This window comes from Camelimonas lactis (assembly GCF_004342915.1).
GTDB classification, from domain to species: domain Bacteria; phylum Pseudomonadota; class Alphaproteobacteria; order Rhizobiales; family Beijerinckiaceae; genus Camelimonas; species Camelimonas lactis.
The window spans coordinates 39,744-60,562 of record NZ_SLWL01000004.1; the positions used below are offsets into that span (position 1 = coordinate 39,744).

Sequence of the window (20,819 nt, forward strand, 5' to 3'; positions counted from 1 at the left end):
GGCGACGCATTACCTTGCCCCAGACGTCCCGATTATACCTCCACGCAGATCAAGGTCAGGAAAGGCCACGCCGGATGGGTGGATTTCACTCGCTCTACACGCACGGATTTTTCAGGACCGGGGCCTGCGTGCCGCGCATGGGCGTCGGGGACCCGCAGTTCAATCTGGCGCGGACGCTGGAGCTGGCGCGCCAGGCGCATGACCAGCATGTGGGATTGGTGATTTTCCCGGAGCTGGGCCTCTCCGGCTACGCCATCGATGACCTGCTGTTGCAACAGCCGCTGCTCGATGCGGTCGGGCAGGCGATTTCAGAGCTGACGGAAGCATCGGAAGACCTGTTCCCGGTGCTGGTAGTGGGCGCGCCGCTGCGCTGGCAGGGCCGGCTGTACAATTGCGCCGTGGTGATCCATCGCGGTGAAATTCTCGGGGTGGTCCCCAAATCCTACCTGCCGAACTACCGGGAATTCTACGAGGCGCGCCATTTCACCTCCGGCCTTGGCATTGCCGACGCGATGATCGCCATCGCCGGGCAGGAGGCGCCGTTCGGGACCGATCTGCTGTTCCGCAGCGCTGGCAGCGCGCCGGTCACCTTCCACGTGGAGATCTGCGAGGACGTGTGGACGGCGGCGCCGCCGTCCAGCTACGCCGCCCTGGCCGGGGCCGAAATTCTGGTCAACCTTTCCGCCAGCAATATCACCATCGGCAAGGCGGAAACGCGGCGGCTGCTGTGCGGCGGCCAGTCGGCCCGCACCATCGCGGCCTATGTCTATTCCGCCGCGGGCCCCGGCGAATCGACCACGGACCTGGCCTGGGACGGCCACGCCGCCGTCTTCGAGTATGGCGAGTTGCTGGCCGAGAGCGCGCGCTTTCCCACCGACAGCGTGCTGCTGACCGCCGATGTGGACCTCGACCGTCTGCGCCAGGAGCGGCTGCGCGTCACCACCTTCGGCGACAGCGCCCGCGCCGCGGCGGACCAGGTCAATGCCTTCCAGACGGTGGAATTCCACCTTGACGCCCCGGACGCCGACGTGGCGCTGGAACGGCGCATCGAACGCTTCCCCTATGTGCCGGCGGACCCGGCGCGGCTGCGGGAGGATTGTTACGAGGCGTTCAGCATTCAGGTGCAGGGCCTGGCCCAGCGCATGCGCGCGGCCGGCGCGGCGAAGCTGGTGATCGGCGTTTCCGGCGGGCTGGATTCAACCCACGCCCTGCTGGTGTGCGCCCGGGTGATGGACAGCCTCGGCAAGCCGCGCAGCGACATTCTGGCTTACACCATGCCCGGCTTCGCCACCTCGGAGGGCACGAAATCCAACGCATGGGCGCTGATGCGGGCGCTGGGGGCGACGGCGAGCGAACTGGATATCCGGCCGGCGGCGCGGCAGATGCTGGCCGATCTTGGCCATCCGGCCGGCGCGGGCGAAGCGGTCTATGACGTGACCTTCGAGAACGTTCAGGCCGGGCTGCGCACCGATTACCTGTTCCGTCTCGCCAACCATCACAATGGCTTGGTGGTGGGCACCGGCGACCTGTCCGAACTTGGCCTTGGCTGGTGCACCTATGGCGTCGGCGATCACATGTCGCACTACAATCCCAACGCCTCGGTGTCGAAAACGCTGATCCAGCACCTGATCCGCTTCGTCGCCCACTCCGGCGACGTGGACGCGGACACGGCGGCGCTGCTGGAGGCGATCCTCGCCCAGGAAATCTCGCCGGAGCTGGTGCCAGCCGACGCGACCGGGGCCATCCAGTCCACCGAGGCGAAGGTGGGCCCCTACGCCTTGCAGGACTTCAACCTGTTCTATGTCACCCGCTACGGCTTCGCGCCATCGAAGATCGCCTTCATGGCGCTTCACGCCTGGGGGGACGCGGCGCGCGGCCGCTGGCCGGCCAATATCCCGGAACGCGATCACCGGGCCTACACCCTGGCCGAGATTCGCAAATGGCTGGAGGTGTTCCTGTTCCGCTTCTTCACCATCAGCCAGTTCAAGCGCTCGGCCGTGCCGAACGGCCCCAAAATCTCCTCCGGCGGCTCCCTGTCGCCGCGCGGTGACTGGCGGGCCCCATCGGACGGCAACGCCAAAGTCTGGCTGGATGAGTTGAAGCGTCATACGCCCGAAGCCTGAGGCGCGCCTGCTCCGGCGGCGTCAGTGGGGGGCTGGAATGAGCAGCAACGCGCCCGCACACAGTCAGCCGCGTGGGTTTGCGGCGCGCGCCGGGCAGGCGCCCAGCCCGCCCGGCGGCGTGGCCATGCGCCAGGGCAGCACAGCCGGGAATGATGATGGACCGGCCCGTGAGCGCGGCGGTGTCCTGGAGGTGTTTCTCGTCTTCCTCCGCCTCGGCCTCACGGCTTTTGGCGGGCCAGCGGCGCATATCGGCTATTTTCACGAAGCGTTCGTGCTGCGCCGGCGCTGGCTGTCGGAAACCGATTTCGCGGCGTTGATCGCACTCTGCCAGTTTCTGCCCGGCCCCGGCTCCAGCCAGGCCGGCTTCGCCATTGGCGTGCAGCGCGCCGGCGGCATCGGCGGCGGCGTCGCGGCGTTTCTTGGCTTTACGGCGCCCAGCGCCATCATCATGACAACGCTGGCCATTGCGCTGACCTCTGACGCCGGAGCGCTGCAAGGCCCGCTTGCCGCCGGCATGCTGCATGGCCTGAAGCTTACGGCCGTCGCCGTGGTGGCGCATGCGGTCTGGGGCATGGCGCAGCTGCTGACCCCGGACCGGGCGCGGGCAACGATCGCGCTGGCGGCGCTGGCCATCGTCACGCCGGGCGGCGTGGCGGCGCAGTTGCTGGCGATCAGCGCCGGCGGCTTGCTGGGATTGGTCGCATGCCGGAACGTTGTGGTCGATGGCGGGCCGGTGACCGGACGCGGGCCAGTGTCCCGCCGCGCCGGAACCGTGGCGCTGGCGGTGTTCGCGGGGCTGTTCCTGCTATTGCCGGCGGCGGCGGGCCTGTGGGGCGGCGGCTTTTCGCTGTTCAGCGCGTTCTACCGCGCTGGATCACTGGTGTTCGGCGGCGGCCATGTGGTGTTGCCGCTGTTGCAGGCGGAAGTCGCGGCGCCGGCGGGTATCGCCCCGGATGTATTCCTGACGGGCTACGCCCTCGCCCAGGCCATGCCGGGGCCGATGTTCGCCTTCGCCGCCTGGCTGGGCGCGTTGACGCCCGCGGCGCCCACCGGCGCGATGGGCGCGACGCTCGCGGTGCTGGCGATTTTTCTGCCAGGGCAATTGCTGGTTTATGGAACCCTGCCGTTCTGGGCCAGGCTGCGCGCCAATCCGCGCGCCGCCGCCGCCATGGCCGGGGCCAACGCGGCGGTCGTTGGTATTCTGGGCGCGGCCCTGTATCAGCCTCTGTGGACCAGCGCCGTGTTCACGCCGCGCGATTTTGTGCTGGCGGTCGCAGGATTTCTGCTGCTGGCCGTCTGGAAAGCGCCGCCGTGGAGCATCGCCGCGTTGGGCGCCGCCTCGGGCGCCCTGCTGGCCATGGCGCCGGTTTGAGCGGAGCGGTCATGCCACGACGCCATATTGCCAGCGACAGCGGCCATATGGCTTGCCCTTGCCGGCAGCCGCTGTAAGGGTCTGCCCATATCTGCAGTTCCCGAACGCCGGAGATTCCAGCCATGAAAACGCGCGCCGCCGTCGCTGTCGCCGCCAACAGGCCTCTCGAAATCATGGAGGTGGATCTGGAGGGCCCGAAGGCCGGCGAGGTTCTGGTGGAGGTGAAAGCCACCGGCATCTGTCATACGGACGCCTACACGCTGTCCGGCCTCGACCCGGAAGGGCTGTTTCCCGCCATTCTCGGCCACGAGGGCGCGGGCGTGGTGGTGGAGGTGGGACCGGGCGTGACCTCGCTGAAAAAAGGCGACCACGTCATCCCGCTTTACACGCCCGAATGCCGCCAGTGCAAAACCTGTCTGTCGCAGCGCTCCAACCTCTGCACGGCGATCCGCGCCACCCAGGGCAAGGGCGTCATGCCCGACGGCACCAGCCGCTTCTCCTGCGACGGCGACCCGGTGCTGCACTATATGGGATGCTCGACCTTCTCGAATTACACCGTGCTGCCGGAAATCGCCCTGGCGAAGGTCCGCGAGGACGCTCCGTTCGACAAGATCTGCTACATCGGCTGTGGCGTCACCACCGGCATTGGCGCGGTGATCCATACGGCCAAGGTGTGGCCGGGGGCCAATGTGGTGGTGTTCGGCCTCGGCGGCATTGGCCTCAATGTCATCCAGGGCGCGCGCATGGTGGGCGCGGACAGGATCATCGGCGTGGACGTCAACCCGTCCAAACGCGCCATGGCCGAGAAGTTCGGCATGACCCATTTCATCAACCCCAATGACGTTGGTCGCGACAGGGTCGTGCAGGCCGTCATCGACGCCACGGACGGCGGCGCGGACTTCTCCTTTGACGCCACCGGCAACACCGAGGTGATGCGTCAGGCGCTGGAGTGCTGCCATCGCGGCTGGGGCGAGTCGATCATTATTGGCGTCGCCGAGGCCGGGAAGGAAATCGCCACCCGCCCGTTCCAGCTGGTCACCGGACGCGTGTGGAAGGGCACCGCCTTTGGCGGCGCGCGCGGCCGGACGGACGTGCCGAAGATCGTCGACTGGTACATGGAGGGGAAGATCAATATCGACGATCTGATCACCCACAAGCTGCCGCTGGAGCGCATCAACGAAGGCTTCGACCTGATGCACGAAGGCAAGTCGATCCGGACGGTGGTCGAGTACTGATCCAGAGCCAGGCCGGCGCCTGAGCGCGCCTGTCGCATAACCTGACCGGAGACTCAGGGCATGGAACGCCTGGCGCATGCCGGGCGTTCTGTGATGGTTCTGTGATGGGCTGGAGCCCAACAGTCGCCATCCCGCTGAAGGAAGCCCCCAATGATGGCTGTCCTGCCCCCGGCTTAGACGGGCGGGAAACGTGGACGGGTCAGCCAACCAGGGCGGTCAGCCTTCGCGAATGACGAAGGCTGCATGGAAGAGCGAGGGCGGGCTCGCGCCCGGGCATGCAAAAACACCAGCAAGTGATTGATATTTTTCTAAAAACCATCAATCAACCGCAACATTCCCGGCGACGGGGCGCAAACACATCACGCGGATCATAGGATAGATGAGAAATTTCGCCTAAAACGTGGTTAACAAACGATAAAACCAACGTTCTTCATATACTGGTTCAGGAAGGGGCGTTTCCTGATGGAACACGACGGCGGGTAATCTCCACCATGACGCCATCTATAATCGCCGGCACGGGCGCGCCGGGCTTTTCGACCTGCACGGTGACGGCGTCGACGAGCGGAAACGTCGCCAGCACATCCGTGGCGATGGCGTCGGCCAACCCCTCGATGGTCCGGAAGCGGCGATCCAGCGTGACCCGCGTCGCGCGCTCCGTCAGCTCCGCATAGCAGACCGAGGCGTGCCAGTCGTCGTTACGCGCCGCCTCCCCCAAATCAAGCGCGCAGTCCAGCGATACGAAAAACCGCTGTCCGAGCCGGGCTTCTTCCGGGTGCAGCCCATGGTGGGCATAAATGGCGATGCGGGAGACCTTGATCCTGTCACTCAAAGGCGCATGCTCCTGGTGCGCCGGACCCTGGCCTCGCCAGCGGCCCGGCGTTAGCAACGCCCGCCGCCAGTCCGCCGCATCCGGCATCGCCAGGCTTTATACCCGTGCGGGCGCGCCAGCAAGCCACTCCGGGGACCCGCGCGGCGATGGACGCCCTGCCCTGCCGGATGACGTACCTTGCCGCGCACGCGCCCGTGGCCTGGTCCTGTGCGGGCTGGCGCCGTGGAACCTGATGCGATCCACGGGGGTTCCGTTCTGATCGCCGGGCGTCGCGCGCCACCAGCGCCAGGCGCGCCGCCCTGAAATCAACCCCATCCCGGGAGCACGCGATGCAAACCGACCCTGACGTCCCGCTTGAAGACAACGAGATCCTTCGCAGGCTGGCGACTCTCCCCGGCGGCTGGACGCTGGAGGGCGACGCCATTGCCCGCGCCTATCCGACCACAGGATGGAAAGCATCGCTGATGCTGGTCAACGCCATCGGCTTCCTGTGCGAGACAGCCTGGCACCACCCGGACATCACCCTTTCATGGGGCCGCGTACGGGTGTCGCTGTCGACCCATTCCGCAGGGGGCGTCACTGCCCGCGACCTTGAGCTGGCGGAGCGGATCGAAGCGCTGGCGACCTGGACGCCGCAGGGAGGCGCGCTGGAAGGTGTTCCGCCAGGGTCATCACACGCCATTCTGGAAGAACCGCCGGAGGCCAGCTGAGCTTCCCGCAAAAACGTGATTTTGATCATCGGGACGAATCGTGATTGCCGGCGACCCGACAGTTGTCGTGCGCACTGCCGTTACGGCATGCCAGAGAACCTTGAAATCCCGGCGTTCGCGGGCGCTATCAACGACATTTTACGCGGCAACAGGACGTAAATCCTACAATGACTTAACGGCCTGTTGGCCGCGGATCGCCGCGCGCAACCCCCGGGCCAGGGCGCTGGTTTTATTGCCGGCTCTTCAAATTCCCGCCTTTCGATGACAAGTGTCATTAACCATTGTTAACGATTGGCGCGGGCGAGAGGCTTCGCCAGGAGGCAGGCGCGTGCAACTGGTGCTGGGCATCGACACCATTGGGGGCGGATGGAACGCCGTCATGACCATCGCCAGGGGGCTGGCGGTGCGCGGGTTCGATGTGACCCTGGCGATGCTCGGCCCGGAACCTGATCCGCGACAGGCGGCCGAGATCGCTGATACGCCGAACCTGCGCGCCATATCCGCCCACACGGTCGCCGCGCGCCTGGCGGATTCCTTTGGCGACCTTCAGGCGGCCGGGCAAGCCGTGGCGCGTCTCGCCAATGTCCTCGCGGTCGATCTGGTTGTGCTGCACCACCCGGCCCTGGCGGCGTTTGGCCCGTTTCAGGCTCCGGTGGTGGTGTCGCCGGACGGGCGGGACATTATCGTCGCCAGCCGCACGCGCCAGGCTTCCGGCCATGAGTGGCGCGCCCGGCTGTTGCGCAGCGGGTACCAGATCGCCACTGGCGTGGTCGCGCCCAGCCATGCGGACGCCGGCGACATCATGGACGCGCACCGTCTGCGACGCCCGCCCCGGGTCATCCGGCGGACGTTCACGCCATTTGCCGCGGACCGTCCCGCCGTCGACCTGACGTCCTACGCTTTCGCCGCGCATCAGGCCGCCGATGGCCGGGAAAACCTCGCGACCCTGAATGCGGCCGCCGCCTTATGCCCCCATCCGGTCATGCTGGCCGGAACCAGCGCGGGGAAGCTGGCGGACGCAGGGCACCTCTGGGCGCTTGGCGCCCTGACGCCTGGCCAGACTCAACGCTGGCTGGAAGGCGCCCAGGCGTTTGTTTCATCCGCCACGGGCGACACCGATGGTGAGATGGCCTGGCGGGCCGCCGAGGCTGGCCGCCCCCTGGTGCTGGCCGATGCACCCGATTATCGCGAGCTGTGGGGCGGCGCGGCGGCGTTCGCGCCCGCCGGCGACGCCGTGGCGCTGGGGCGCACGCTCAACGCTTTGATGGCGGACAGCGGCCAACGCAAGCAACTGGCCGACGCCGCCCGGGCGATCGCCAGGGCATGGACCGTGGACAAGGCGGCCGCGGCCTGGGGAGAGTTGCTGACCGACATTGTCGCCACAACGCCGCGCAGCAGCGTCGCCTGACGCGGCTGCGGCGGCCATCCGGCTGTTGCGGCTCGGCCAGGGAGCCCAGCGCCCTTTTCCGTTGTGACGCCCTTTTGCCCACGCCCTCGCCGCGCCGGGCGCATGTTGCGCCCGGGTCATGTCGAACCGAAGCCATGTCAAGCGAGGGCCAGGCCAAGCCTGGGCCAAGCCTGGGCCAAGCCTGAGCCATGTCACAGCCGCCAGTCCCCCCTCTGACATCATGCGCCCTTGGCCCGACCCGGCCCCCATGCCACATTCCCTCCAGGCGCCGCATCGCGCCGGGCCGGCCAGACGCTGGCGGCCGGTTCCGGGGCGAACGCCCGTTCCTTGCGGGCCTTTGCGTGCGCCCTGTTGCGCTGGCGTTCCGCCGGCGCCCAGATTTCTATGGAGCGATGATGCCGACAGCATTCCTCAACGACCTGTTCGCCACGCTGTCCGAGCGCGGACGCGCGTTGCTGGGGCGTCCGAAAGGGCCCATCAAGGGGGATGATCTGGTTGAACTGGGCGAGAACCTGCTGTCGCGGCAGGGCGAAGCCTCCGGCGTGGCCCTGGCGGCCGCCATCATTGGCAATTATGACGCCGCGCCGCCGCCTGCGCGCCTGACGTTCCTGACGGCGCTGGCCGACCGCTTCGGCCCCGACATGGGCCAGGTCAAAAGCGCCCTGAAAGCCGTTGAAAAAGACGCCTCGCCCGCCAACGTACAGACATTGCACCGCGCCACCGAGGCGCGTCGTCAGGAACTGCTGCGGCGGCTCAATCTGGCGCCCGGCGGCACGGCGGCGCTGGTGCGGATGCGCGAGGAACTGCTCGACCATCTGCCGGCGCGGCCGGATCTCAGGGGCGTCGACGGGGACTTCGCCCACATGTTCTCCACCTGGTTCAACAGGGGCTTCCTCGTGCTGCGCCACATCGACTGGACCACGCCAGCCAATATTCTGGAAAAGATCATCCGCTACGAGGCGGTGCACGCCATCCAGGACTGGGACGACCTGCGCAACCGCCTGGAGCCGTCCGACCGGCGGTGCTACGGCTTCTTCCATCCACAGCTCGCCGACGATCCCCTGATCTTCGTGGAAGTGGCGCTGACCACCGGCATTCCCGACGCCATCGCGCCGCTGCTCGACACCAGCCGCAAGCCGATCGCCGCCGAGGAGGCGACGACGGCGGTGTTCTATTCCATCTCCAACACCCAGCGCGGCCTCGGCGGCGTCAGCTTCGGCAATTTCCTCATCAAACAGGTAGTGGAAGAACTGAAGCGTGAGCTGCCGCAGCTGAAAACCTTCGTCACCCTGTCGCCGGCGCCCGGCTTCGCCAGGTGGCTGAAGAAGGAGCGCGCGAAAGACGATTCGGATTTCCTCGACGCGGCGCTTCGCGACCAGCTGAAGCTGCTGGACGAGCCGGGCTGGCAGGACAACGCGGGGACGCGCGAGGCGTTGCGCAAGCCGATGATGCAGCTGGCCGCCAGCTATTACCTCAGCGCCCGCAACGCCGCCGGCCGGCCTGTCGACCCGGTGGCGCGCTTCCACCTTGGCAACGGCGCCCGGCTGGAGGCCATCGATTATCTGGGCGACGCCTCGCCCAAGGGCATGGCCCAGGCGCACGGCTTCATGGTGAACTATCTCTACGCCCTCGATGACATCGAGAAGAACCACGAAGCCTTCGTCGAGCAGGGAGAGGTCGCCGCCTCCGCCGCGGTGAAGAAGCTGCTGCGCGCCAATGGCGGCCGCGATCGCGCCGCCGCCGTCAAAAACGGCAAGGAGGCGAAAAAAGACGCTGCGGAAAAAGGCGCCGTGGCGTGACGCGGCGGCGGAAATCGCGTCTACTTCAGATGAATATGTCTTCGGGGAGAGCGCCTGCATGAACCGCAATCTGTTCGACCGGCTGTTCGCATCCGGGCTGGACCTGGAGCGGGTCGCCATTCGCCATCCGGACGGCTCCGTCAGCGCCTACGGCGACCTGACGGCGCGTTCGGGCCAGCTGGCCAATGCGCTGGTCAGTCTCGGCGTGCGGCCGGGCGACCGCGTGGCGGTGCAGGTGGAGAAAAGCGCCGAGGCGCTGACGCTGTATCTGGCCTGCCTGCGGGCCGGCGCCATCTATCTGCCGCTCAACACCGGCTACACCCTGGCGGAGCTGTCATATTTCATCGGCGACGCGGAGCCGGCGCTGGTGGTCTGCGATCCGGCGCGGGAGGCTGGCGTCCAGGAGATCGCTCGCGGAGCGCGCACGGCGACGCTGGACAGCCACGGCAAAGGCTCGCTGGGCGCCGCCGCCGACGCACAGCCGACAGACTTCGCCACGGTGGCGCGCGGCGACGACGATCTCGCCGCCATCCTTTATACGTCCGGCACCACCGGGCGTTCGAAGGGCGCCATGCTCAGCCACGACAACCTGGCGTCGAACTCGCTGACGTTGCGGGACTACTGGCGCTTCACCGCCGACGACGCGCTGATCCACGCCTTGCCGATCTATCACACGCACGGCCTGTTCGTGGCGACCAACGTCACCTTCTTCGCCGGCGGCTCGCTGATCCTGATGCCAAAGTTCGACGCCGACGCGGTGATCGACGCCATGCCGCAGGCAACGGCGATGATGGGCGTGCCGACCTTCTACACCCGCCTGCTGCAACACCCGGGCCTGACGCGGGAGCTGACGGCCAACATGCGCCTGTTCGTTTCCGGCTCCGCGCCGCTGCTGGCGGAGACGCACACCGAATGGCGCGCCCGCACCGGTCACGCCATTCTTGAGCGCTATGGCATGACTGAAACCAACATGAACACCTCCAACCCCTATGAGGGCCCGCGCATCGCCGGGACGGTCGGCCTGCCGCTGCCGGGCGTCGCGCTGCGCATCGTTGACCCGGAAAGCGGCGCGCCGCTGGCGAATGGCGACATCGGCATGATCGAGGTGAAGGGCCCGAACGTATTCAAGGGCTACTGGCGCATGCCGGAGAAAACCGCCGCCGAATTCCGGCCAGACGGCTTCTTCATCACTGGCGACCTGGGGCGGATCGACGAACACGGCTACGTGCAGATCGTCGGACGCGGCAAGGATCTGATCATCAGCGGCGGCTTCAACGTCTATCCCAAGGAAGTGGAAAGCGAGATTGACGCGCTGGATGGGGTGATTGAAAGCGCCGTCATCGGCGCGCCGCATCCGGACTTCGGCGAGGGCGTCACCGCCGTGGTGGTGGCGAGCGACAGGGCCCTGGACGAGGCGCGGGTGCTGAAAGCGCTCGACGGCCGGCTGGCCAAATTCAAGCTGCCGAAACGGGTGCTGTTCGCCGACGAACTGCCGCGCAACAGCATGGGCAAGGTGCAGAAGAACCTTCTGCGCGACGCCCACAGGGATCTCTACGCCTGATCTCCGGGGCTGACCAAAAAACCCGGTGGGAGCAGGCCCATCGGGTTTTGGCTGGTGCGGACGCAGGCAGGCTGCGCCAGGGCTCATCATGAAAAACGACGCTCCAGGGGGCGCGCCGCTGTCATGGACCTCAATGCTGGTGGGCGATGATCTTGCCCTTGATGCCGTCATAGACGTTCTGCGGCACGATCTTCTTCTGCACCAGCTCATCCTTGCCCTTGTAGGGACGGCCCTTGATGATGGCGTCGGCGCGAACCGGACCAACCCCCTTGAGGGCTTCGAGCTGCTCCTTCGTGGCGGTGTTGATGTCGAGCAACTGCGCCTTGTCAGCTTTCGCCGGCTTCGCCGCGGCGGGCACCTGCTTCATGGGGGCGGGCGCCTGCTGGGTGGCCGCTGGCGCCTGCTGCGTCGCGGAAGGACCCTTCATCGGGGCCGGTTGCGTCTGGGTCGTCTGCGCCAGCGCAGGGGTCGCGAGCAGCGCCAGGGCTGCAAAACCTGTCATCACCAGTTTACGCATTTCATACTCTCCCATGGGACTGACACATGGCCGTCCAGCGAGCGAAGCCGAAGCTTCCATCTTCCCTGTCATGCGCCTCGCGCGGCACGCCGAAGCGCGTCCTGCAGGAAACCTTCAAGAGGTGGCCCGACCTCACGGCCAGATTATGGTGCGACACAGGCAAAATCCTGTCGCCGATCTTCCGAAAATCAGCAATAAATATCTGATATAATTATTATAAAGAACAGTACTCCGCCTTCAGACCCGCCTCTCAACTGAATGTGAATTCATCTTGCCAGCCGACCAGGACACGCCAGCGCCACAGCCTGCCCCCCAGGAACAGGGGGGCGCCGCGCCGCGCATGGCGCCGCTCGCCAGCCTCCCCCTGTTCTTCAAGCCATCCGGCCGCCGGGTGGTGCTGGCCGGCGCCAGCGAAGGCGCTGGCTGGAAAGCGGAATTGCTCGCCGCCACCGGCGCGCGTCTGGAGATTTATGCACCGGACGACGCAGCGCTCCCTGGCGGCATGCAGCAACTGGCGCGGGAGCATCCGGACCGCGTCATCCTGCACCGGCGCAACTGGCGGGCGGACGACCTGACCGGCGCCATGCTGGCGGTGGGTGATTTTGACGGGGAAGATGAAGCGCGGCGCTTTGCCAGCGCGGCGCGGGCGGCGGGCGCCCCGGTCAACTGCGTCGACCGGCCAGCGCTGTGCGACTTCCAGTTCGGTTCGATCGTCAACCGCTCGCCGCTGGTCGTCGGCATCTCCACAGACGGGGCGGCCCCGGTATTCGGTCAGGCGGTGCGGGCGCGCATCGAAACGCTGCTGCCGGAAACTTTCCGTCGCTGGGCCGACGCCGCCCGGCGCTGGCGGACCGAGGTGCAGGAGCGGCGCTGGCCGTTCCGCACCCGGCGGCGGTTCTGGGAGCGCTTCACCGCCCAGGCCTTCACGGCGCCCGAACAGGAGCCGGACGAGCGCCTGCGCGACGCCCTGCTCGCCGACGCTGAAGCCAGCGGCCAGGCGGCGGCGCAGGGCATGGTCAATCTCGTCGGCGCCGGTCCGGGCGATCCGGAGCTGCTCACCCTGCGCGCGGTGCGCCTGCTGCAATCGGCCGACGTGATCCTCTATGACGATCTCATCGCGCCGGGCACGCTGGATTTCGCCCGCCGCGAGGCGCGGCTGATCCATGTGGGCAAGCGGGGGCACAAGCCTTCCTGCACCCAGGAGGACATCAACGCGCAACTGGTGAGCCTGGCGGGCGAAGGCTTGCAGGTGGTGCGGCTGAAGGGCGGCGATCCGATGATTTTCGGCCGCGCCGGTGAGGAAATCACCGCGCTTGAAGCGGCCGGCGTCCCGTGCGCGGTCACGCCAGGCGTCACCGCCGCCAGCGGCGCGGCCGCCGGCATGGCGACCTCCCTGACCCATCGCAACGCGGCGCGGCGGCTGCAATTCATCACGGCGCACGCCCGTAATGGCGCCCTGCCCGAGGACCTGGATTGGCGCGCCCTCGCGGATCCGGCGGCCACCACCGTGGTCTACATGGGGCTGGCGACGCTGGAGGCGCTGGTGACCCGGTTGCTGGCGGCGGGGCTCGATCCGCAAACCCCCGCCGCCCTCGTGGCGCGCGCCACGCTGCCGGATCAAACCATCGTGCACGCGCCGGTCGCGGAACTGGCGCACAGGGTCCGGGTCACCGACATCGCCGGGCCGGCGCTGGTCATCATCGGCCATGCGGTGGCGCTGGGGCCGAAAACGACCGCGTAAGTCAGAGCGCGCCGCGCTCCTTCAAAAACGCCAACACCTGCGGCCGGCGCGGCGAACCGTTGCGACCGCCGAAGGTGAGGCACTTCAGCGCCGAGGTGGCGGAGGCGAAGCTGATCGCCTCCCGCTCGCCCGCGCCTTCCGCCAGCGCCAGGGCAAAAGCGCCATGCCAGACATCGCCGGCGCCCAGGGTGTCCACGGCCTCGACCGGGAAAGCAGGCGCATGGGCCACATCGCCGTTTTCCAGAAAATACACGCCCTCGGCCCCTACGGTCACGGCGAACCAGGTGTCGCCAGTCGCCGTCCGGTCGCGCAGCTTCTCCAGCCCGCCGCGCGGATCGCTCTCGCCGGTGAGTTCACGTAAGCCCTGTGCGCTGAAGGCGACATGGGTGGCGTCCGCAAGGATGGTTGGATGCTTCGGCGCCTTGTCGCCGTCCAGCACGGCCGGCTTGCCGACACGGCGCGCCGCCGCGAACATGCGCGCGGCCGCCTCCTCCCAGCGCGTGTCGCCCAGCACCGCATCGACGCGGGGCGGCAACTCTTCCGGCAGCCAGGATGGGTCGGACGGCAGGCTGCCGTCCCGGTAGCTGATGAGCAACCGCTCGCCATGCCGGTCCACCAGGATGGTGGAAACGGGTGATTTGACGCCGGGAAAACCGCGCACGAAGGAACAGCGCACATCCTCGGCGTGCAGCGCGTTGAGAATTTCGACGGCGACGGCGTCATCGCCGAGACGTCCGGCGAAGATCGCCTCGCCGCCGAGCCGGGCGATAGCCACCGCCGCATTGGCCGCGATGCCGCCGCTGGTGATGACCAGATCGCGGGCGCGGTGCTTTTCCGCCACGCGGGGCATTTCATCGAGGGCGTAGATATAATCGAGCGTGGCGATGCCAACGCAGAGGACCGTCGCCATGTCACCCTGTCCACCGGAGCGACGCCTGCCCGCGGAGCAAATCCGCAGACAGGGCCCATCGCCCTTCCAACCTGCCTGACAGAAACGGATTCACCGGTTCATGCTGGAGCCAGCATGAATGGGTCCCGCTCCATGAATCCCGGGACCGCCGTGACCGGCGCTCCCCTGTTCCAGCCCCGCCGCGATCCACGAAACCGCCGCCGCGAGGCGCGCAAGCCTCACCAGGTCCCGGTGTTCGGCATCGACGCCCACGGCTCCTGCGGCTCCTTCGCCGGACCGTCCTGCAGCAACTCGATGGAGATGCCGTCCGGCGAGCGGATGAAGGCCATATAGCCGTCGCGGGGCGGGCGGTTGATGGTGACGCCGGCCTGCATCAGACGCGCGCAGGTCTCATAGATATCCGGAACCGAATAGCACAGATGCCCAAAATTGCGGCCACCCGCATAGGTTTCCGGGTCCCAGTTGTAGGTAAGCTCCAGTTCGGGCGCATGGGTCGCCCTGGCGGTTTCCGCGTCCTGGGGAGCGGCGAGGAAAATCAGGGTGAAACGGCCGGCCGGCACATCCGTGCGGCGCGTTTCCACCAGCCCGAGCTTGTTGCAGTAAAAATCCAGCGATTCTTCCACGTTGGTCACGCGGACCATGGTGTGCCGAAAGCGCATCAACCCTTCTCCCAACAGCATGTGTAACGGCGCCAAAACCGCCCGCGGCGCGCGGATGCATGGCTGGAGAAAATGACCATCCGGAGCGGGAAAAGCAATGAGCCGGCGCCCGGCGCGGCGCGCGGGCGGCGAACCCGCCCCTGCTCCAGCGTTGACGATCCCCCACCCATGGGACGGAACGCCGGGCGGCATGCGAACACCGGATTCTGGCAGGTATTTTTCTGGAAAAAGCTGGCCGATAACCCGAAGCGAGCATCGATACGCCCGCACAAACAGCCTCCCGCGAGAGAGGCAAAGAAAAATATTGTCAAAATAGGAAATTACGTCTAATGTCGGAACTGCAGCAGCGATGCTGCGTGCCCTCCTTGGGCGTTTCCTCCCTAGACTTGGCTGCGCTTCGGCGCAGCCTTTTTTCTTGGGACAGACCCTATCCCCCCAATCGTCGCGCGCGCAACAGAAAATTTAAAAGCGACCGATTTTTTAATAACATATTTTCCGGCTTCTGATTTTCCCTTTCCTGCCAATACATTGACAATTTTCCGCCATGCCGGCGGCTGTGAATAACTCCAGAGCGGGCATCCAGCGTCGCGCCGACTGTGGTCGCCTCACACGGGAACCGGGCAGGCGCAGGATTGCCGGCGCGCGCCGGCATTGCGGTTCCGATCACCCCGGGTCCATAGTTGCCGGCGCGCCTTCCGCGCGCCCGCTGTTCCACCGCCTGGCGGCAGACAGTGGGGAAATCCGAAACGGCTGGACCATGATGCGCACCGATACTCCTCCGATTGTCCGTCTTTCCGACTACCGTCCCTCCGATTACCTGATCGACGCCGTTTCACTCGACATTTCACTATATGCCGACGACACCCTGGTGACGGCCGAACTCGCCATGCGCCCCAATCCCGCCGGCGTGGCGGGCGCGCCGCTGCGCCTCGACGGCGATGAGCTGGAACTGCGCGCGTTCACCGTTGACGGCGCGACGCCAGCCGCCGGCGCATGGGAAAGCTCGCCCCAGGGGCTGACCCTGCACGCGCCGCCGCAACAGCCATTCCGGTTGCGGATCGTCACGCGCGTCAACCCGGCGGCCAACACCAAACTGATGGGCCTCTACCGCTCCAGTGGCGTTTATTGCACCCAGTGCGAGGCCGAGGGCTTCCGCCGCATCACCTATTTCCTCGACCGGCCGGACGTGCTGTCGGTTTACACCACGCGCATCGAGGCAGCGAAGGATGAAGCGCCGCTGCTATTGGGCAACGGCAATCTGCAGGAAGCTGGCGACCTGTCTGGAACGGGCCGCCACTACGCCGTCTGGCATGATCCATTCCCCAAGCCCGCCTACCTGTTCGCGCTGGTGGCCGGGCGGCTGGATACGGTCTCGGAGACATTCACGACCATGTCGGGCCGCAAGGTGGAAATCGCGGTGCACGTGGAGCCTGGCAAAGCCGACCGCGCCGGCTATGCCCTCGACGCCCTGGCCCGCTCCATGCGCTGGGACGAGGAAACCTTTGGCCGCGAATACGATCTTGACGTGTTCAATGTGGTGGCGGTGTCCGACTTCAACATGGGAGCCATGGAGAACAAGGGCCTGAACATTTTCAACGACAAATATGTTCTTGCCAGCCCCGACACCGCGACTGACGCGGATTACGCCAATATCGAAGCAATCATCGCCCACGAATACTTTCATAACTGGACCGGCAACCGCATCACCTGCCGCGACTGGTTCCAGCTTTGCCTGAAAGAGGGGCTTACGGTCTTCCGCGACCATGAATTCTCGGCCGACCAGCGCTCGCGGCCGGTGCGGCGCATCGCCGATGTGCGCACCTTGCGCGCCGCCCAGTTCGTGGAGGACGCGGGCCCCCTCGCCCACCCGGTGCGGCCGACGCAGTACAGCGAAATCAACAACTTCTATACGGCCACGGTCTATGAGAAAGGCTCCGAGCTGGTGCGAATGCTCAGCATCCTGCTCGGGCCGGAGGCGTTCCGGGCAGGGCTGGATCTGTATTTCAGCCGCCACGACGGGCACGCCGCGACGATCGAGGATTTTCTCGCCTGCTTCGCCGAAGCAGGCGGCCGCAACCTTGACCACTTCGCCCAATGGTACGCCCAGGCCGGCACGCCAGTGGTGACGGCGCGCGGCGTCTGGGACGAGGCGGCGGGAACCTGGACGCTGCACCTGAAGCAGACGACGCCGCCAACCCCGGGCCAGACGGAAAAGCGGCCCCAGGTCATCCCCATCCAGATGGGGCTGATTGGCGCCAGCGGCCGTGAACTGCCGCTGCAGGCTGACAACGACGCTCCGCTACAGGGCGATGTGCTGGTGTTTGACCGGGAGGAAATGAGCGTCACGTTCAGGCATGTCACCGAACGTCCCACGCCGTCGCTGTTCCGGGGCTTCTCGGCGCCGGTGCGCTGCGACATCGACCTCGATGACGCCGACGAACTGCTGCTGTTCCGCGCCGATTCCGACGCCTTCAACCGCTGGCAGGCGGTGCAGAACCTGATGTTGAAGCATCTGGCGAAGGACGTGGCGGCGATCCGCGCCGGGCGCGGGAGAGCAGGCGCGCCGGCTTTCATCGGCGCGTTCGGCGACTTCCTCGCCAGCGAAGGCAAACGTGATCCGGCTTTCGTCGCCCAGGCCCTGAGCTTGCCGACAGAGGGCGATATTGCCCGCGAAATCGGCTCGGACATCGATCCGGACGCCATCCATGCGGCGCGCCAGACGCTGCGCCAGGCCATGGCGACGACGCTGCTGCCGGCGTTGCGCGCCATCCGTGACGAAGCGGAGATGGAGGTAAAATTCGACCCGGGCGCCCAGGCGGCGGGCCGGCGGGCGCTGCGCAATCTCGCGCTCGATCTCATCGCGGCGGCGGCGCCCGACGAGGGGGCCGAGCGCGCCGCCTCACAGATCCGCAGCGCCACCAACATGACGGACCGGATGGCGGCGCTCGCCACCCTGTCGCTGCTGCCCGGCGCGCGTCGCGAGGACGCGCTAACAGCCTGGGAGCGCGAGTTCGGCGGTGATCCGCTGGTGATGGACAAATGGTTTGGCGTGCAGGCGATGATCCCCGAGGCGGGAACGCTGGACCGCGTCCGCCGGCTGATGTCACATCCTGGCTTCACCATGACCAACCCCAACCGCGTGCGGGCGTTGCTCAGCGCCTTCTCCCTGTCCAATCCGACGCAGTTCGCGCGCGCCGACGGCCAGGGCTTCGAGCTGATCGCCGACGCCATCCTCGAACTGGACCGGATCAACCCCCAGGTGGCCTCGCGCATGCTCACCGCCTTCCGGGCATGGCGGACCCTGGAGCCCGGCCGGCGCGTCCGCGCCCTCGCCGCCCTGCAACGCATCGCGGCCAGGACCGGACTTTCGGTGGATGCGCAGGACATTCTCAACAGAATGCTGGCGGCGAACTGAAACGCACCACACCTACAACATCCAGGGGGAGAAATTAACGCTCCCCCTACCCCCAGGACCACCATCCAGCCACGGCGCCAACCCCCGCCAAGCGGACGGAAACCACTCTGGACAAAGCAACAAAATACGATTCAGATGGTGATGATTCGGGAAGATGCGGCACATCAACCTGATGGTTTTTGGCGGGATTCCGAAGGGGGACTGAGATGGCGCGCGTCCAAGCGACGCCCGCACGCGCACCTGCGCGCGCGGCCACCGTTCTGGGAGTGGCGAAATCCATCACGCACCCTGCCCTGGGCAGGCTGGTCGCCGCTGAACCCTGGCTGAAACTCGCCGTCCCCTGCCTTCTTGGCGTTTTCGTTCTCACCCTCGCCTTCAGCGCCGTGCTCCAGGCCGTCAGTTCCCGTTCGGAAGCCGTGGATGACGCCGCAATCACCATCGACCTGCTGGCCGCATCGCTGACCCATGCGGCCGCGACGCCCGGCGCCCTCAATTCCAGCAGCCCCGCAACCGCGGGCCGCGCCCTGCTCGAAGCCCATGCGCCCTCACAGGCGCTTGGCGCCGGCCGTTCCGTCATCGTCACCGACGCCGCAGGAACCATTGTCGCCGCAGCGCCAGCGGGCGCGCCGACCCGGGGGCGGCTGGCCACGTGGCTGGGGCCTTCCCAGCCCCTCACCACCTTCGCCGACCGCGCCGGCGTCATGGAAATCTCGCTCGCCAACAACCAGAGGGTGCTCGCCACGGTCCGCAACCTGCCGGCTCCACTGGGGCAACTGGCGGTGGTCCAGCCGCTTGACGACGCCCTCTCTCCATGGCGCGCCCTGACGCGAAACTACGGAACCCTGCTGCTGACCGCCTCGCTGGTCCTCATCGCCGTCGCGGCAGCCTATTTCATGCAGTCAGCGCGGGCCCGCGACGCCGACGACATCACCGAACGGGTGACCGAGCGCATCGACACGGCGCTGAACCGTGGCCGCTGTGGCCTCTGGGACTGGGACATCGCCCGCGGCCGCATCTACTGGTCCGACAGCATGTACGCCCTGCTCGGTCTGACCCGGCAAAACGAATTCCTGTCGTTTGGCGAAGTCAACGCCATGGTTCACCCGGACGACGGCGATCTCTATGGGCTCGCCGACATGCTGGCGGGCGCCCGCGCCGATACGGTGGATTACGAATTCCGCATCCGCAACGCCGCCGGGGAATGGATCTGGCTGCGTCACCGCAGCGAACTGGTGGAGCGCGGCGATGACCAGGATGGTCCGCACCTGATCGGCATCTCGGTCGACATCACCGAGCAGCGTCGCATGGCCGCGCTGAAGAAAACCTCCGACAACCGTCTCAGCGACGCGATCGAGAGCATCTCTGAGGCCTTCGTTCTGTGGGGGCAAGACCAGCGCCTGGTCACCTGCAACTCCAAATTCCGCAGTCTGCACCGCCTGCCGCCGGAGCTTCAGGTCGCCGGGATGACGCAGGAAGAGCTGATGCAGCAGGGCAATCTGCCGATCGTGCAGACCCGGCCCATCAACGGCGCTGTCGCCAGCCGCGACGCCCAGACTTACGAGGCCGAGCTGGCCGATGGCCGATGGCTGCAGGTCAACGAGCGCCGCACCAAGGACGGCGGCCTGGTCTCCATCGGCACCGACATCACCGGGCTGAAGCGCCACGAGGAACAGCTGGTGGATTCGGAGCGCCGCCTGCTGGTGCTGGTTTCCGACCTGCGCCGCTCCCGCCAGGCGCTGGAAATGCGCGGGCAGCAGCTTGCTGATCTGGCGGAAGGTTATCGCGAGGAAAAGGGCAAGGCTGAAGCAGCCAACCGCGCCAAGTCCGAATTCCTGGCCAATATGAGCCACGAGCTGCGCACGCCGCTCAACGCCATTATTGGCTTCTCGGAAATGATGGAAGGGGAGATGTTCGGCCCGCTCGGCAACGCCCGATACACGGATTACTCCCGTGACATCCGGGGCAGCGGCCAGAAATTGCTGGCGATGGTCGAGGACATTCTGGAAATGTCGCGCATCGACACCGGCAGCCGGAGAATTGAGCCCCAGCCCATTGACGGCCGGGCTGTCATCGACGCCGCCGTCTCGGCCATCAGCGAAGCAGCCAGCGGCAAAGGACTGCATCTTGAGGTTGACGCTCCGGCGAAGCTGGGTATGGAGGCCGATCCGCGCGCGCTACAGCAGATCCTCGTCCGCCTGCTGCGCAATTCGGTAAAGTTTACGCCAGAGGGCGGCGCGATCACCGTGCGCGCCCGGACAACCGGCGACCTGGTCGACATCCACGTCATCGACACCGGCGTCGGTATCGCCGCCGAGGCGATCGACACACTTGGACGTCCGTTCGAGCAGGTGGAGGGAGAATTCAACAAGGCCAACAAGGGCGCGGGGCTTGGCCTCGCCATCGCCCGGTCGCTGGCGGAGATGCATGGCGGCGGGCTGAACATCCAGTCACAGCTGGGGCATGGCGCCATGGTGACCGTGCGCCTGCCGCTGCACGCCCCCGTGCACGACGCCGACCACGTCGCCGCCTGAGCCGCGCCG

14 protein-coding genes are annotated in these 20,819 nt (G+C 66.9%); 10 read left to right on the top strand and 4 right to left on the bottom strand.

Features of this window, described 5'->3' with window-relative positions:
• Nucleotides 1-74: 74 nt before the first annotated feature.
• From EV666_RS06220 to EV666_RS06230, 3 genes are all read left to right on the top strand, one after another.
• The gene (locus EV666_RS06220) at nucleotides 75-2,123 is read left to right on the top strand and encodes an NAD(+) synthase (protein WP_132004761.1); all 2,049 of its coding nucleotides are present in this window, start codon (nucleotides 75-77) and stop codon (nucleotides 2,121-2,123) included.
• Between the two features lie 124 nt (nucleotides 2,124-2,247).
• Nucleotides 2,248-3,495: a chromate efflux transporter gene (gene chrA, locus EV666_RS06225; RefSeq protein ID WP_132005339.1), complete on the top strand. Its 1,248-nt coding sequence runs from the start codon at nucleotides 2,248-2,250 to the stop codon at nucleotides 3,493-3,495.
• A gap of 122 nt (nucleotides 3,496-3,617) precedes the next feature.
• Nucleotides 3,618-4,730: an S-(hydroxymethyl)glutathione dehydrogenase/class III alcohol dehydrogenase gene (locus EV666_RS06230; protein ID WP_132004764.1), complete on the top strand. Its 1,113-nt coding sequence runs from the start codon at nucleotides 3,618-3,620 to the stop codon at nucleotides 4,728-4,730.
• Between the two features lie 442 nt (nucleotides 4,731-5,172).
• Here EV666_RS06230 and folB read toward each other — a convergent pair whose 3' ends face one another.
• Complete coding sequence (gene folB / locus EV666_RS06235; RefSeq protein ID WP_132004767.1) at nucleotides 5,173-5,559, bottom strand: dihydroneopterin aldolase; 387 nt, start codon at nucleotides 5,557-5,559, stop codon at nucleotides 5,173-5,175.
• 329 nt (nucleotides 5,560-5,888) lie between these two features.
• On the opposite strand from folB, the gene EV666_RS06240 reads away from it, so the two are divergent.
• The 4 genes from EV666_RS06240 to EV666_RS06255 all read left to right on the top strand — a co-directional run bounded on the left by EV666_RS06240 (nucleotide 5,889) and on the right by EV666_RS06255 (nucleotide 11,037).
• A complete protein-coding gene (locus tag EV666_RS06240) occupies nucleotides 5,889-6,269 on the top strand; it encodes a 4a-hydroxytetrahydrobiopterin dehydratase (protein WP_132004770.1) in 381 nt (126 codons plus the stop codon).
• 328 nt (nucleotides 6,270-6,597) lie between these two features.
• Nucleotides 6,598-7,677, top strand: coding sequence for a glycosyltransferase family 4 protein (locus EV666_RS06245; protein ID WP_132004773.1), 1,080 nt, complete (start codon nucleotides 6,598-6,600; stop codon nucleotides 7,675-7,677).
• 395 nt (nucleotides 7,678-8,072) lie between these two features.
• Nucleotides 8,073-9,476 (top strand): malonyl-CoA decarboxylase, encoded by a 1,404-nt coding sequence (locus tag EV666_RS06250; protein ID WP_132004776.1) that lies wholly within the window; start codon nucleotides 8,073-8,075, stop codon nucleotides 9,474-9,476.
• Between the two features lie 58 nt (nucleotides 9,477-9,534).
• Entirely contained in the window at nucleotides 9,535-11,037 is a 1,503-nt protein-coding gene (locus tag EV666_RS06255; protein ID WP_132004779.1) for a malonate--CoA ligase, read from the top strand.
• Between the two features lie 130 nt (nucleotides 11,038-11,167).
• Here EV666_RS06255 and EV666_RS06260 read toward each other — a convergent pair whose 3' ends face one another.
• Entirely contained in the window at nucleotides 11,168-11,554 is a 387-nt protein-coding gene (locus EV666_RS06260) for a ComEA family DNA-binding protein (RefSeq protein WP_132004781.1), read from the bottom strand.
• Between the two features lie 340 nt (nucleotides 11,555-11,894).
• Between EV666_RS06260 and cysG the strand changes: the two genes are divergently transcribed.
• Nucleotides 11,895-13,295 (top strand): siroheme synthase CysG, encoded by a 1,401-nt coding sequence (cysG, locus tag EV666_RS06265; protein WP_132005342.1) that lies wholly within the window; start codon nucleotides 11,895-11,897, stop codon nucleotides 13,293-13,295.
• Nucleotide 13,296: 1 nt separating this feature from the next.
• Here the strand turns inward: cysG and EV666_RS06270 are convergent, their stop codons facing one another.
• Together EV666_RS06270 and EV666_RS06275 are read right to left on the bottom strand one after the other, a co-directional pair.
• Entirely contained in the window at nucleotides 13,297-14,205 is a 909-nt protein-coding gene (locus tag EV666_RS06270) for a PfkB family carbohydrate kinase (RefSeq protein ID WP_132004784.1), read from the bottom strand.
• A 218-nt stretch (nucleotides 14,206-14,423) separates the two neighbouring features.
• Nucleotides 14,424-14,864 carry a VOC family protein gene (locus EV666_RS06275; protein ID WP_132004787.1) on the bottom strand — a complete coding sequence of 147 codons (441 nt, stop codon included), beginning with the start codon at nucleotides 14,862-14,864 and terminating at the stop codon, nucleotides 14,424-14,426.
• A gap of 760 nt (nucleotides 14,865-15,624) precedes the next feature.
• Between EV666_RS06275 and pepN the strand changes: the two genes are divergently transcribed.
• Nucleotides 15,625-18,279 (top strand): aminopeptidase N, encoded by a 2,655-nt coding sequence (pepN, locus tag EV666_RS06280; protein WP_132005345.1) that lies wholly within the window; start codon nucleotides 15,625-15,627, stop codon nucleotides 18,277-18,279.
• Nucleotides 18,280-18,545: 266 nt separating this feature from the next.
• Nucleotides 18,546-20,810: a PAS domain-containing sensor histidine kinase gene (locus EV666_RS06285; RefSeq protein ID WP_245514256.1), complete on the top strand. Its 2,265-nt coding sequence runs from the start codon at nucleotides 18,546-18,548 to the stop codon at nucleotides 20,808-20,810.
• Nucleotides 20,811-20,819: the final 9 nt, after the last annotated feature.